This window comes from Balneatrix alpica DSM 16621 (assembly GCF_000619885.1).
Lineage (GTDB): Bacteria > Pseudomonadota > Gammaproteobacteria > Pseudomonadales > Balneatricaceae > Balneatrix > Balneatrix alpica.
On the sequence record NZ_KK211039.1, the window covers coordinates 626,911 to 640,631 of the forward strand.

Here is a 13,721-nt window from a genome sequence, read left to right on the forward strand (position 1 = left end):
TCACCATGCGTACCTACGAAAAAATCCTGGTTGCTATCGACCTTAGTGACGAGGCTTCTCAGGTTGCTAACAAAGCCGCCACAATCGCTAAGAACAGTGGCGCCCAACTCACTCTACTGCATGTGATTGAGCCATTAAGCTTTGCCTACGGTGGCGATGTGCCTATGGATTTAACCGGCATTCAGAATCAGTTAGAAGAACACGCCTATAAACGCCTGTCCTCTTTTGTAGAACAACTAGCCGTTCCGCCCGCACAAACATTAGTCACCAGTGGTCATACCGAATCCGAAATTCACCGTATTGCAGAAGAACATGGCTGTGATCTGATCGTAGTCGGCAGCCATGGCCGCCATGGCCTCGCTTTGCTGCTGGGCTCAACCGCTAACGGGGTTCTACATGGCGCCAAATGTGATGTTTTAGCAGTACGCGTTGGCGCCATCGAATAAAGCTTAGCGACTCCAAATTGTACAGGGGGGGGCTTTAGCCCCCTTCTTTCATTGCCTCTAACTCTAGCCAACGCTCCATAAGCTGCTCTAGCCTCTCCTGCTCTTGTTGTAAACGAGCTAGCCCTGCTTGCACCTGTTCTAATGGCTGCTGGTAATATGTAGGAGCCTGGGTTTGTTCGGTTAAGCTCGCAACTGTAGCTTCTTGCTGTTCTATTTGTTCTGGTAGGGCATCCAGCTCACGTTGTAGTTTATAACTAAGTTTTTGCGGTTTATTCGCCACTACAGGGGTGACTTCTTGCTTAACTTTGTTATCCGCTTTGACTGCCCTCACTACCGGCTGCTCATTGTTGACTAACGCCTTTAAGCTGCCACCTTGACGCAACCAATCTTCATAGCCACCAACAAACTCCTGCACGCCACCTCGACCATCCAGCACCAAGGTACTGGTGACCACCTTGTCGAGAAAATCACGGTCATGGCTCACCAACAACAATGTGCCCTGGTACTCAGCCAGCATTTCTTCCAATAACTCTAGGGTTTCCATATCCAGGTCATTGGTTGGTTCGTCCATCACCAATAAGTTGGCAGGTTTGCTAAAGAGCTTGGCAAGCAATAACCGGTTGCGCTCCCCTCCCGACAATCCGCTCACAGGAGTACGGGCACGTTCTGGAGTAAACAAAAACTCAGCCAAATACCCCATTACATGCTTATTACGACCATGGATCTGAATAAACTCACGCCCTTCGGCGAGGTTATCAACTGCCGTACGGCTCAAATCAAGCTGATCTCGCAACTGATCAAAGTACGCCACTTCCAGTTTAGTACCCTGCTTAACCTGCCCAGCACTGGGTGACAGTTGCCCTAGCAGCAGCTTAATAAGCGTACTCTTCCCTGCCCCGTTCGCGCCGATAATGCCGATCCGATCACCACGCATTACCCTGAGATTCAAGCCCTTCACCAGATAACGATCAGGTAGCTGATAATGCAAATCCTGAGCTTCAAATACTAATTGCCCAGATGCATCAGCAGATTCAATTCCACCCTGCGCACGCCCCTGAACATTGCGACGAGCCGCATGTTCACGGCGCATGGCTTCTAACGCACGCACTCGCCCTTCGTTACGGGTTCGCCTTGCTTTAATACCTTGACGAATCCAAGCCTCCTCTTCAGCCAAGCGCTTATCAAAAAGGGCATTGTGACGAGCTTCATCTTCTAAACGCTGTTCACGGTGTGCCAAGAAGCCACGATAATCTCCACGCCAGTCGTATATTTGTCCACGATCTAGCTCCCATATGCGGTTGGCAATGCGCTGCAAAAAAGCACGATCATGGGTGACAAACAGCAACGCACCACGGTAATCAAGCAGCAACTGCTCTAACCAATCGATGGCCAAGAGGTCTAAATGGTTGGTTGGTTCATCCAGGATGAGCACATCGGGCTCTGCCGCCAAGGCTCTGGCCAGCATCACTCGGCGTCGCCAACCACCCGACAACTCCCCTAAGCGCTTTTCCGCAGGCAGTTCCAGACGTTGCAGCAGAGTTTGTATTCTCTGCTCTACAGACCAACCTCCTATCGCCTCAAGCTGATGCTGTAAGCGTTCCAGTTCTTGCAGATCCGCAGCCGTTTCGATCTTAGATGCTTGTTGATGGTAAGCCTTGAGCAACTGACTCGCTTCACCTGCCCCCTCAGTCACGACTTCCAGTACAGTAGCATCCGCAGACTCAGGTAGGTTCTGCTCCAACCACCCCATACGCACACCCGGCCGCAGCCATACTTCTCCGGCATCTGCACGCCGTTGCCCGGTTATCAGCTTCAACAGGCTGGATTTGCCTGCACCATTACGGCCTAGAATACAGACTCGCTGCCCTGCCTCTACATGCAGACTGACAGAGTCGAGCAAAACGTCCGTTCCATAGGCCAAACTGATCCCATCCAAACGCACCAGCGTCATGCAAAGGTCCTTTGTGCTAGTATTGAGAAAGCGTATTCTAATCGCTTGTTCAGGCTATGCCCACGAAGGGTTGCTGCTTTTTGAGGTTGATGGACCTATGTCTGCGTTGCTCCGCTTGGCCCGTGTCACGGTTGCCGCCACTCTTACTTGTATGACCACCTCCGCAAGCGCGGTCACCCCAGAACTGCCTGCTCTACGCAGCCAGTTCAGCCAAGCTTACGCGCTGTTTAATCAGGGCAAATGGCAGCAGGCTGTTGCTATGAGCAAAGGGCTTGAGCTCTATCCGCTCTACCCGTACTTGGCTTACGAGCAATTACGCAAACAGATTACCCCCCAGTCCGGATCAGATATTCAGGCTTTTATCAGCCGTTACCCTGACTTTCCTTTTAACGATCAACTACAGAGCCAATGGGCAAATCAGCTTGCCAAGACACAGCAATGGAGTCAGTACTTACAGGTATTTCCTTCTCTTAAAGCAGACGCCTCCCAACGTTGTTGGCAAGCCTGGGCTCTCTATCAAAGCAAGCAAGACAAACTAGCCGATCAAGCCACCACCGAACTATGGCTCAATGGGCAAAGCCAACCTCAAGCTTGCGAAGCTCCCTTCGCCACTTGGAAAAAGCGTGGTTTGCAAAGCACTCAGATGATTCAAGCACGCTTAGGGGCCGCACTGGCAAAAGATAATTTATCCTTGGCTAACTACCTTGTTGACCTGCTACCAAAGGGTGAGCAAGCCAGTGCAAAACAATTAATTAACCTGTACCGCAAGCCCACCAACCTAGCCCAAGCGCTAAAAAGCTGGAAAAACAAAGACAGCTGGCAAGCAAAAGTCTATGTACATTTATTAGAGAAACAGGCCAAAGAAGATGCCAGCGCCGTACTAAGCCTCTATCACCCGCTGGCCAAAAGCCTGCAACCCAATCAAGCTGAACGCAGCCAAACTCAAGAATACTTACTCAGTCGCCTAGCCCGACAACAACCCGAACAAACGTTAGCCTGGAGCAAAAAGCTTGGACAGCCGTTGAGTGAAGATGTGGGGGAAATTTTACTACGAGCAGCTTTAGCACAGCCTAACTGGCAAACCGTCTTGCAACTGCACGCAGCCGTAGACAAAGAAGTACAAGAACAAGAACGTTGGCGCTACTGGTATAGCCGTGCCAGCCTTGCACTCAACAAAAACCAACAGCAAGCCAAGCAGATGCTGCAAAAGCTAGCACAAGAGCGCAGCTTTTATGGTTACTACGCAGCCCAACAATTGCAAAGCCGCTACCAACTTAACCACCAACCGTTACCCATTAGTGGCGAACAGCAACGCAGCGTTCTCTTTATTCCTGCAGTGACACGAGCAATGGAGTGGAGCCTACTCGGCGAGGATACTAACTCTCGTCGTGAGTGGTATCGTGCTCTAGACAACATGAGCCAGGAGCAAAAAGTGGCCGCTGCTCGCTTAGCAATGCAGTGGGGATGGCACTTTGTCTCCATCTATACCATGGCTAAAGCCAAGCATTGGGATGATACTCAATTACGCTTCCCACTCGCCTACCGTGAAGTCTTTCTACCGGCTGCACAATCTTTACGACTAGATGCAGATTGGGTGATTGCGATCTCACGCCAGGAAAGCGCCTTCCGCCATGACGCAACCTCTCATGCAGGAGCCCGCGGCTTGATGCAGCTGATGCCGCGTACAGCGCAGCACACCGCTAAGCGCTATTCATTGGCGAACCCTAACCCTCAGGATCTGCTAATACCACAAGTGAATATCCGCTTGGGCACACATTATCTGGATGAGCTACGGACAACATTCAATGGCAACCGTATTCTTGCTACCGCTGCTTATAACGCCGGCCCCAGTCGAGTTAAACGCTGGTTAGCAGAACGCGGTCATTTGGATGCCGATGCCTGGATCGAGACTATTCCTTTTAATGAAACTCGCCAGTATGTACAGAATGTGCTGACATATGCGGTGATTTACCAAGCGCATTTGCAGCGCCCTCAACTGTTTATTAAACAGCATGAGTTCAACCTGGCTCAGCGCACCCCTTAAGCCATGCTTGGCAAGGAGCAAAGGATGATTCATAACCCCGGCAGTTCCACTCAACATCCTGACCTGGACTGGAGCCAGGTCAAGGAGACACTCGTCATGCTGGGCCTCGCAATTGCCCAAATAAAATGCTCCATTCACGATAGTAGCGTTTCGATCAATAACCTGACCGAAGCCTTCGCCAAGCTGTCGGATCAACTGGCTGAATCAGCCCCTATGCAAGAAGCAGAACTCCATATTGAGCAGGCGATTATTGCCTTCCAATTTTATGATCGCTTAGATCAGCGCCTTGATCACGTGATAAAGGGCTTGTCTGGCTTAGGCTTGTTGATTGATGACTCTCAGCGCCGCTACAGCCCCCAAGCCTGGGCAGACCTGCAGGAGGCCATCAAGCAGAGCTATTCAATGCAAGCCGAACGGGAAATGTTTGAGATGATCGTCAAAGGCAAAAGTATTGAAGAAGTGGTGCAGCACTATATCGAGCGGCATGACAATCTAAGCCAACCCAATGCAGGCAAAGATGATATTGAGTTGTTTTAACCGCTGCATCACTAAAAAGGCCAGCGCAATGCTGGCCTTTTTAGCAAATGTGCAATGTCTGAGTAATCGGCAACCTTAGTTAACCAAGCGCCCCCATAGATCATGCGCATCGGCATCTTCTACGATCGCTTCAACAAATTGACCTGGCTCCAGATGTGTCGCCCCATCCAAGAAAATCAAACCGTCGATTTCAGGAGCATCCGCTTGTGTACGACCGACAGCCCCTTCTTCGGCGATTTCATCAATTAACACCTGTACTCTCTTGCCAATTTTCTGCTGCAACTTCTGTGCGCTGATCGCCTCTTGCTTCGCCATAAAACGCGCCAAACGTTCCTCTTTAACCTCTTCAGGCACAGCTCCAGGCAACGCATTGGCAGTTGCTCCCTCTACTGCGGAATAGGTAAAGGCACCAACGCGATCCAGCTGCGCCTCATCCAGGAAATCGAGCAACTCCTGGAACTCCTGCTCAGTCTCACCCGGGAAACCCACAATAAAGGTGCTGCGTAGAGTAATGTCAGGACAGATGGCTCGCCAACGTTGAATACGTTCCAAGGTTTTTTCAGTGGCCGCAGGGCGCTTCATCAATTTCAGAATACGAGGATTAGCATGCTGGAAGGGGATATCCAGATAAGGCAGAATTTTTCCCTCTGCCATCAGTGAAATGGACTCATCAACTGATGGGTAAGGATACACATAGTGTAAACGCACCCAAACTCCCATCGAGCCGAGCGCTTCACAGAGCTCACGCATACGGGTCTTAACTGGGCGGCCCTGCCAAAAGCCGGTACGGTACTTCAAATCTACGCCATAGGCACTAGTATCCTGGGATACCACCAGCAGTTCTTTTACTCCTGCGTTGACTAGGCGCTCGGCTTCATCAAGCACATTACCTACTGGCCGACTCACCAAATCACCACGCAAAGAAGGAATAATGCAGAAGGTACAACGATGATTACAACCTTCTGAAATCTTTAAATAGGAGTAATGGCGAGGCGTTAACTTAATCCCCTGCGGCGGCACCAAATCAATAAAAGGATTGTGATCTTGTTTGGGCGGCAAATACTGATGCACAGCATTAACCACTTGCTCATATTGCTGCGGGCCACTCACACTCAACACCGACGGGTGAACATTACGGATATCCGACTCCTTGCCCCCCATACAGCCGGTCACAATCACCTTACCGTTCTCTTTCAGTGCCTCCCCAATTGCATCCAGGGACTCCGCCTTGGCTGCGTCGATAAAGCCACAGGTATTCACCACGACCAAATCAGCATCCTGATAGGTAGGCACAATATCGTAACCTTCCGTCCGCAGCTGGGTCAGAATACGCTCAGAATCGACCAGGGCTTTAGGGCAACCCAGGCTAATAAAGCCCACCTTAGGATTGGCTGAACTCATGTTGCTCTCATTATCACTATGCAAATTCACGGAGGCGCGCATTCTACCGTAAAGCCCTAAGTTTGTGCATCTATCAGTCTATTTTTTAACCAGGCAGTGTAGTTATAACTGAAACATCTTCATAGAACCCCTGAGAATAATGAAATTTACTCCCCTACAACCCTCCTCTAAGATGATTGTATTGATACTGCTAGCCAGTTCGTGCCCCTTTGTTTGCGGAGTTCACCATGAGTAAGCCTGATTTCAGCCTGGAAGTTTTCCCCCCCAAGACTGCCCCTACAGCCTTATCACTGTGGAAAGCCAGCCAAGAACTAGCGCCTCTCTCTCCCGCTTTTATCTCTGTTACCTGCGGCGCAGGCGGTAATGTGCCGGGGGACAGCACAAAAGAAGTGGCCTTGGTGATGGCTCAGCAGGCCCGCTGCCCTGTCGCAGCACACATGACTTGCGTAAGCGGCAGCCGGGATGAGCTTCGCCAACTGGCTAAGGACTACTGGAATAGCAATATCCGTCATATTGTTGCTCTGCGTGGCGATATGCCTGGCCAGGAGCGTTACACTCCCCGACCTGATGGCTTTGCCTATGCTGATGAGTTAGTGGCTGGCTTAAAAGAAGTCGCGGATTTTGACATTTCGGTAGCAGGCTACCCGGAAGGACACCCTGACTCTGCCTCTCAAGACAAGGAGCTGGAGTATCTGAAGAAGAAAGTTGAGGCGGGTGCTAATCGCATCATCACACAGTTTTTCTTCGACCCTGAAGTCTTTCTACGCTATCGCGACCGCGTAGCTGCAGCTGGAATTGATGCCCAGGTGGTACCGGGGTTACTGCCCATTCTTAACTTCAAACGTATGACACAGTTTGCCGCACGCTGTCAGGCTAATGTACCTGACTTCCTGCATAAAATGTTTGAAGGGGTCGAAGCCGAAGATATTGATCACCGCCTGCTGGCCATGAATGTACTCAGCCACCAGATTACTCGTCTACATACGGAAGGAGTGGACTTCTTCCACATTTACACGCTGAATGAATCAATGCTGACACGCCATGTTTGCCGCTGGTTACGCGAGGCCTTTTAAGGCGAGCCAGCGCCATAAAAAAAGCCACCACGAAGTGATTCGGGTGGCTTTTTTGCCAATCTGACTGATGTTGCTTACATCGACTCAATTTGACGACGCAGATCAGTAATCTTACGGCTTACCACTTTCTCCAAGTGATCAAGCTCTTCCAGCATCTGCTCTTTCTGGGTCAGTGTCTTCTTCTCTTGAGCAACCAGCTTATCCAGCTCATCTACCGCACGCAGCAAGAAGGGGTTCATCTCACTCACTTCACGATAGTGCTGTGTACCTTCGTTGATACGAACAGTCTTCACAAAACGCTTGAACTTAAATTTACGCGAACGGGCAAACCACTCGCCTTTATCACGATGCATATAAATCTTGAGTACATCCTCATCCCCCTCCTGGCGCAGAGTGTACTTTTCAATTTGACTCACATCTTCAACGCCCATTTCGGCTAGATGCTTATACTCGGCCATGCTTGTTCTCCCACAGCATACAATGCAACTTTAGTTGTAGCGTATTTTAACAAAACTCACCGGGAGGGTGTTGCATAAATACGACTCAATATTGAGATCATCGGTTAAAAAATTGATCCATAACAGTAAAGACACTACATCCAAATTTTTCCAGTTCACTTTTTTTCTTACCGTAATTTGAGCTTTTTCAGGTTGTCTCCTACGCTCAATGGCTAAGATTGAGCCGCTAGCAAGATAGCTGTCGCTTTTCTTTGCACACTGCTTACATCTGGCTGCCCAATCGAAATTTGTTGTTGATTTACACGATCTGACAGGAGAGCTTATGTCTGATCTGCGCCAAGGCACCGTAAAGTGGTTCAACGATACCAAAGGTTACGGTTTTATCGCCCAAGACAGTGGTCCTGATGTGTTTGTACACTTTAGTGCTATCCAACAGAAAGGCCGTAAAACTCTGGTAGAGGGACAAAAGGTTTCCTTCAGCGTTGCGGAGAGCCAAAAAGGCTTGCAAGCAGCTGAAGTCAATGTCCTCTGACCCCAGTGCCGATGGCGCTTCTGCCGGCGCCATCCCCCTCCCCCTTTAATTCTTTTTGCGCATACCCATCTAATGCAAATCACATGACTTGCTGGAGATGGACTTATGAGCCAAGAGGACCGCGACTCCCTCGACCTACCCCACGAAGTGCTTAGCCATGAAGGTGAGCACAAACAGGCGTTGGTTTTGCCCGAGCAGGTGCTGCCTACCACCCTGCATCTGATTCCCATCAGCAACCGTCCGTTTTTTCCTGCCCAGATTCATGCTTTGCAATTACGCCAGTCACCCTGGGAGGAGACACTACAGCGGGTGATGCGTTCTCCCCATCAAATGCTGGGGCTCTGCTTTGTCGGCGAACAGGAACCAGATCAATTACGGCCGGAAGATTTTGCTGAGATTGGCTGCGTAGTCCGCGTCCACAACCTCAACAATCATGATGGCCATATTCAATTTATCGCCCAGGGTCTGCGGCGTTTCAAAATTCGCGGCTGGCTCAGCCGCAAACCACCTTACCTAGTGGAGGTCGACTACCCTCAGCCCCGGCAGGAAAAAGCCGAAGAAGTACGTGCCTATGCCATGGCGATCATCCAGGCCATTAAGGAGTTGATTCCACATAACCCTCTATACGGGGAAGAGCTCAAGCAATACCTGAATCGCTTTAACCCTAATGACCCTGTCCCCCTTACCGACTTTGCCGCCGCCATCACCAGCGGCAAGGGTGATGAGCTACAGGAAGTCCTAGAGGCTTTACCTCTGCTTAGACGAATGGAAAAAGTGCTGGTACTGCTGCGCAAAGAGTTGGAGATGGTGAAGCTCCAATCTTCCATTCGGGAAGAGGTCAACAGCAAAATCAGCCAACGTCAGCGTGAGTTCTTCTTGAAAGAACAACTCAAAGTTATACAGCGTGAACTAGGGTTGGAAAAAGACGATCGCACCGCCGATATTGAGCGCTTCCGTGAACGTTTAAAGCCGCTTACCCCTCCCCCCCAGGTGGCCGAGAAAATCGAGGCGGAGCTGCAAAAACTCAGTATTCTGGAAACTGGCTCCCCTGAGTACGGCGTCACTCGCAATTATCTTGACTGGATTACCGCTGTTCCCTGGGGACGGCTGGGTAAAGATAAGTTGGACCTCAAGCGTGCTAAACGCAAACTCGATCAACATCATGACGGGTTAGATGACGTCAAGGAACGCATCCTTGAGTTTCTCGCGCTAGGTAGCTGGAAAGGTGAAGTATCGGGCTCCATCATGCTGCTGGTCGGCCCTCCAGGTGTGGGTAAAACCTCGATCGGTCGCGCTGTGGCGGATGCACTGGGGCGACCCTTCTATCGCTTTAGCTTAGGTGGGATGCGTGATGAAGCCGAAATCAAAGGGCATCGACGCACTTATATTGGCGCCATGCCCGGCAAACTGGTTCAGGCCCTGAAAGAAGTGCAGGTTGCCAACCCAGTCATCATGCTGGATGAAATCGACAAACTTGGCAGTTCCTTCCAGGGGGATCCAGCTTCTGCACTATTAGAAGTACTGGATCCCGAGCAAAATGCCGAGTTTCTTGATCATTATCTTGATGTGCGTCTGGACTTGTCCAAGGTGTTGTTTATCTGCACGGCTAACCAGCTTGATACTATTCCCGGCCCGCTGCTGGACCGCATGGAAACCATACGCTTATCAGGCTACCTCTTGGCAGAAAAGCTCAGTATCGCCAAACGCCATCTCTGGCCTAAGGCGCTACAAAAGGCCGGCGTGGATAAAAGCAAAGTACGCATCAGCGATGCCGCACTGCGCCAATTAATTGATGGCTATGCGCGAGAAGCCGGGGTACGGCAGCTGGAAAAGCTACTGCAGAAGATACTGCGTAAAGCCGTACGCCAATTATTGGAGCACCCCGAACAAGACAGAATCAGCATCAGCCCTAAACAGTTGGCTAACTATCTTGGCGCCCCCTACTTCCGCCAAGAAGAGGTGATGCAAGGTGTCGGAATTGTCACCGGTATGGCTTGGACGGCGATGGGCGGCGCCACGTTACCCGTTGAAGCCACCCAAGTGCACCAGCACAACCGTGGCTTTAAGCTGACCGGCAAGCTAGGCGAAGTGATGAAAGAGTCTGCCGAAATCGCCTATAGCTACATCAGTAGCCATATTGAGCACTATGCCGGCGACACCCAGCCCTTCGACAAAGGCTTTATCCACCTGCATGTACCGGAAGGGGCAACCCCCAAAGACGGGCCCAGTGCTGGCATAACCATGGCCACAGCACTGCTGTCTCTCGCCCGCCAGCAGGCGCCTCGAGCAGGCTTGGCAATGACTGGCGAACTCACCCTCACGGGTAAAGTCTTGCCAGTAGGGGGGATTCGCGAAAAGGTCATCGCTGCCAAACGAGTGGGATTATCCACCCTGATCCTGCCTCAGGCTAACCAGCGGGACTACGATGAGTTACCGGAGGATGTAAAAGCAAAACTGGAAGTGCACTTTGCCAGTCACTATGACCAGGTAGCGGCGATCGCCTTTGCCGAGGGCTAAATATAAGCAACCAGGCCTCCCTGCAGCGGAGGCCTGCACTCTTTACTTTACCTAACCTTACTCGCTCTTAAAGCAGATGACGCCCACCATTGAGCGGCAAACTCGCCCCTGTCAGGTAGGTGTTATTGAGCAAATAACGTACCGAGTCCAACACCACCTGGGTACCAGGTTCAATCTGCAAAGCCGACTTTTGCAAAGCCTTCACACGATATGCCTGATCATCCCCATCATTAAAACAAATCAAAGCAGGCGCGATGGCATTTACCTTAATGTCTGGTGCATAACGTTTTGCCAGCGACAGGGTCAAATTCTCCAACCCAGCTTTGGTTGCCGCATACATAGCATGCTTATCACTACCTTTATGAATGACCCAATCCGTCAGATGAATCACATCCCTTAAACCTTGATGCTGCATTAACAGCGGTGCCAAGGCCTGGGTCAAACGGTAGGGGGCCTGCATATGCACCTGAAAAAGCTGCTGAAAAATAGCCATATCTTGCTGATCACCCTGGTCAGCAGCCCAACTGGAGGCATTGTGAATTAAAGCGCGCAAGGAGTCGCATTGCTGCTGTATCTGCGCAATACAGTCTTCCACCTGTGTCATATCATTAAAGTCCGCCTGGATCAGTCTTATTCCCGAGGCTTGCAACTGCTCCAACTCGGGGCGGGGGCGCCGATAGGTAATCCATACCTGATAGCCTTCTGCCTGTAACCCCTGCGCCAACGCCAATCCCACTCGCTGAGCACCGCCTGTTATCAGGATATTGCCTTGTATCATCACACCCCATCCTTGCGTCCAAGCGCGGCTAACATTGAGCGGGCACAGGCCATACCACTGCGCCAAGCCCCCTGTGCCCCCGTACCACCTAACCAATCCGCACAGAGTGCTATGCGGCGCTGATAATCAAAAAAAGCAGGCACACTGCCCTGAGCCTGTAGACGCGCATATAGCCAGCGATGGCTCTGCAATGCCTGCCAGGATAATGACTGCCCTACCAACTCGGCTAACGCCTGGGCCATTTGCTCGGCCACCCAGGCTTTATCCGCCTGCAAATGCTCCAGACTCCAGCGCCGGTTGGCATAAAGCACCCACACCTCTGATTCCTGCTGACGACCGGGTTTAGCGGTATGGCGCACCACACGCGTTAATTGAGGATGCCCTTGTAAATCCACCCAATCGAGCGGCCAATCCAGTCCAGGCTGCTGTAGTTGTATAGCACTGACCCAGCAGGGATCAGGCTGCACCTGACGGGCAAATTCCAGCAAGCTGGGGGAATGTACCAATAGCGGCTCCGCCTGGGGAGCCGGCACCGCCAGGGCGACAAAGTCAAATTGACCATAACTACGTACAGCATCCACTGGAGTAATGTGCTGACGGTGGGCCTCCAACTTCTCAATGCGTACCCCTCTCTGCACAGGAATATCCGCCAGCAGAGCTTTGACCGGAGTATGCATACTAGGCACCCCAACCCATTGACGCTGGCCAGCAATTAGTCGAACGCCTTCTCCCGCCAGCCAGCTTCCCTGACGTGGCAGCCAAGGTTGCACCCACCCCTGTTGCTGCCACTGCTCTAACTGCGCTAACCATCCGGGCTCTTCAGCCTGTAAAGCAGGGGCTCCCATATCTAAGCCCGCGACAACTGACTCATGACGCTTACTCGAAAGACGCCCGCCCGGCCCACGACTTTTTTCAAACACCTCTACCCGATGCCCAGCCTGATGCAGCTCATGGGCCAATACCGCCCCCGCTAATCCTGCCCCCACCACTGCGATATAACGGGCAACAAATGCTTCCTGAGACTTGCTCATAATTCCTCGATTCCTACTGATCACCCGCTGCTTCAAGCCGACTTGCGATGCCCTAAAATAGCGCCCAGTGCACGATCCAGCTTAGGATAAGCAAATTTAAAACCTGCTTGCTGCAAACGCGCCGGCAAGACGCGCTGCCCCTGTACCAATACTTCCGCCCCCTCGGCAAATAACAGCCGCAATAGCCACTCAGGCATTCGCATCCAACCCGGACGCCTTAGGCTGTGTGCCAAGGCCTGGCTAAACTCCGCATTTGTTACAGGGTTAGGCGACACTAAGTTAAAGGGCCCAGACAACGTTGGACGAGCGAGCAGAAAATTGACTGCATCTAACCAGTCCTGCAAATGAATCCACGACATCATTTGTTGTCCGCTTGCCACAGGCCCACCTAAGCCCAGACGAAAAGGGGTCAACATCTGCGCCAGAGCGCCTCCCCCCATGCCGAGTACTACTCCAGTACGCAATAAACATACGCGGGTTCCTTGCTCCTGGATGAGCAATGCGGCCTCCTCCCACTCCTGGCAAAGTTTATGGGTAAAACCCTCACGTCCGGGGCTGGACTCATCCAGATAGACAGTCGCTGGCTGTAAACCATAGTAGCCGATGGCAGAACCACTGAGCATCACCGCTGGCGCTAACCCCTGGGCCAACCAAGCGACCAACTCCCTGGTTAAGCCTACCCGACTACTAAGCAGCCGCTGTTTGTAGCCGTCACTCCAACGACGGCCCAATATCGGCTCACCCGCCAGATTAATCACGGCCTCAGGGCGCCAGCTGTCTAGCTCTGCCAAATGCTCCACTGCCCGAACATGATGCCCTAACATCTCTCGAGCTCGACGTAAATTACGCACCCATACAACCAATTCATGCCCCTGATGGGTCAACATAGCCACCAGTGCGCAGCCTAAAAACCCCGTTGCACCCGTAATAAGGACTCGCATCACTCTCTCCTT

Annotated in this window: 12 protein-coding genes; 6 read left to right on the forward strand and 6 right to left on the reverse strand. The window is 51.6% G+C overall.

Going from position 1 to position 13,721, the window contains the following annotated elements; all coding sequences use genetic code 11:
* Positions 1-5: 5 nt before the first annotated feature.
* Positions 6-446 carry a universal stress protein gene (locus Q334_RS0112315; protein WP_027313475.1) on the forward strand — a complete coding sequence of 147 codons (441 nt, stop codon included), beginning with the start codon at positions 6-8 and terminating at the stop codon, positions 444-446.
* Positions 447-480: 34 nt separating this feature from the next.
* Here Q334_RS0112315 and Q334_RS0112320 read toward each other — a convergent pair whose 3' ends face one another.
* Positions 481-2,397, reverse strand: a complete 1,917-nt coding sequence (locus tag Q334_RS0112320; RefSeq protein WP_027313476.1) for an ATP-binding cassette domain-containing protein — start codon at positions 2,395-2,397, stop codon at positions 481-483.
* A 97-nt stretch (positions 2,398-2,494) separates the two neighbouring features.
* On the opposite strand from Q334_RS0112320, the gene Q334_RS0112325 reads away from it, so the two are divergent.
* Together Q334_RS0112325 and Q334_RS0112330 are read left to right on the forward strand one after the other, a co-directional pair.
* On the forward strand, positions 2,495-4,441 hold the full coding sequence (locus Q334_RS0112325; RefSeq protein WP_027313477.1) for a transglycosylase SLT domain-containing protein: 1,947 nt from the start codon (positions 2,495-2,497) through the stop codon (positions 4,439-4,441).
* Between the two features lie 24 nt (positions 4,442-4,465).
* On the forward strand, positions 4,466-4,978 hold the full coding sequence (locus Q334_RS0112330; RefSeq protein ID WP_027313478.1) for a hypothetical protein: 513 nt from the start codon (positions 4,466-4,468) through the stop codon (positions 4,976-4,978).
* A gap of 75 nt (positions 4,979-5,053) precedes the next feature.
* On the opposite strand, the gene rimO is transcribed toward Q334_RS0112330, so the two are convergent.
* Entirely contained in the window at positions 5,054-6,379 is a 1,326-nt protein-coding gene (gene rimO, locus Q334_RS0112335; protein WP_155888991.1) for a 30S ribosomal protein S12 methylthiotransferase RimO, read from the reverse strand.
* Between the two features lie 227 nt (positions 6,380-6,606).
* Here rimO and Q334_RS0112340 point away from each other — a divergent pair, with 227 nt between their 5' ends.
* Positions 6,607-7,452, forward strand: coding sequence for a methylenetetrahydrofolate reductase (locus Q334_RS0112340; protein ID WP_035461398.1), 846 nt, complete (start codon positions 6,607-6,609; stop codon positions 7,450-7,452).
* Between the two features lie 74 nt (positions 7,453-7,526).
* Here Q334_RS0112340 and Q334_RS0112345 read toward each other — a convergent pair whose 3' ends face one another.
* Positions 7,527-7,910 carry a DUF3461 family protein gene (locus Q334_RS0112345; RefSeq protein WP_027313481.1) on the reverse strand — a complete coding sequence of 128 codons (384 nt, stop codon included), beginning with the start codon at positions 7,908-7,910 and terminating at the stop codon, positions 7,527-7,529.
* 322 nt (positions 7,911-8,232) lie between these two features.
* On the opposite strand from Q334_RS0112345, the gene Q334_RS0112350 reads away from it, so the two are divergent.
* Both Q334_RS0112350 and lon read left to right on the forward strand, forming a co-directional pair.
* Positions 8,233-8,442: a cold-shock protein gene (locus Q334_RS0112350; protein ID WP_027313482.1), complete on the forward strand. Its 210-nt coding sequence runs from the start codon at positions 8,233-8,235 to the stop codon at positions 8,440-8,442.
* Positions 8,443-8,547: 105 nt separating this feature from the next.
* Positions 8,548-10,959 carry an endopeptidase La gene (gene lon / locus Q334_RS0112355; RefSeq protein ID WP_035461400.1) on the forward strand — a complete coding sequence of 804 codons (2,412 nt, stop codon included), beginning with the start codon at positions 8,548-8,550 and terminating at the stop codon, positions 10,957-10,959.
* 67 nt (positions 10,960-11,026) lie between these two features.
* On the opposite strand, the gene folM is transcribed toward lon, so the two are convergent.
* Genes folM through Q334_RS0112370 form a run of 3 tightly spaced genes read right to left on the reverse strand, consistent with a single transcriptional unit; the run spans position 11,027 to position 13,709 of the window.
* Positions 11,027-11,737: a dihydromonapterin reductase gene (gene folM / locus Q334_RS0112360; RefSeq protein WP_027313484.1), complete on the reverse strand. Its 711-nt coding sequence runs from the start codon at positions 11,735-11,737 to the stop codon at positions 11,027-11,029.
* Positions 11,737-12,768, reverse strand: coding sequence for an NAD(P)/FAD-dependent oxidoreductase (locus Q334_RS19035; RefSeq protein ID WP_051527767.1), 1,032 nt, complete (start codon positions 12,766-12,768; stop codon positions 11,737-11,739). The genes folM and Q334_RS19035 overlap by 1 nt, the downstream gene beginning before the upstream one ends.
* Positions 12,769-12,800: 32 nt before the next feature.
* Complete coding sequence (locus tag Q334_RS0112370) at positions 12,801-13,709, reverse strand: TIGR01777 family oxidoreductase (RefSeq protein ID WP_027313485.1); 909 nt, start codon at positions 13,707-13,709, stop codon at positions 12,801-12,803.
* Positions 13,710-13,721: the final 12 nt, after the last annotated feature.

What these genes read in the sequence shown, in the direction of transcription:
- Q334_RS0112315 (WP_027313475.1), top strand. Translation starts at nt 6, where the DNA reads ATGCGTACCTACGAAAAAATCCTGGTTGCTATCGACCTTAGTGACGAG.
- Q334_RS0112320 (WP_027313476.1), bottom strand. Translation starts at nt 2,397, where the DNA reads ATGACGCTGGTGCGTTTGGATGGGATCAGTTTGGCCTATGGAACGGAC.
- Q334_RS0112325 (WP_027313477.1), top strand. Translation starts at nt 2,495, where the DNA reads ATGTCTGCGTTGCTCCGCTTGGCCCGTGTCACGGTTGCCGCCACTCTT.
- Q334_RS0112330 (WP_027313478.1), top strand. Translation starts at nt 4,466, where the DNA reads ATGATTCATAACCCCGGCAGTTCCACTCAACATCCTGACCTGGACTGG.
- rimO (WP_155888991.1), bottom strand. Translation starts at nt 6,379, where the DNA reads ATGAGTTCAGCCAATCCTAAGGTGGGCTTTATTAGCCTGGGTTGCCCT.
- Q334_RS0112340 (WP_035461398.1), top strand. Translation starts at nt 6,607, where the DNA reads ATGAGTAAGCCTGATTTCAGCCTGGAAGTTTTCCCCCCCAAGACTGCC.
- Q334_RS0112345 (WP_027313481.1), bottom strand. Translation starts at nt 7,910, where the DNA reads ATGGCCGAGTATAAGCATCTAGCCGAAATGGGCGTTGAAGATGTGAGT.
- Q334_RS0112350 (WP_027313482.1), top strand. Translation starts at nt 8,233, where the DNA reads ATGTCTGATCTGCGCCAAGGCACCGTAAAGTGGTTCAACGATACCAAA.
- lon (WP_035461400.1), top strand. Translation starts at nt 8,548, where the DNA reads ATGAGCCAAGAGGACCGCGACTCCCTCGACCTACCCCACGAAGTGCTT.
- folM (WP_027313484.1), bottom strand. Translation starts at nt 11,737, where the DNA reads ATGATACAAGGCAATATCCTGATAACAGGCGGTGCTCAGCGAGTGGGA.
- Q334_RS19035 (WP_051527767.1), bottom strand. Translation starts at nt 12,768, where the DNA reads ATGAGCAAGTCTCAGGAAGCATTTGTTGCCCGTTATATCGCAGTGGTG.
- Q334_RS0112370 (WP_027313485.1), bottom strand. Translation starts at nt 13,709, where the DNA reads ATGCGAGTCCTTATTACGGGTGCAACGGGGTTTTTAGGCTGCGCACTG.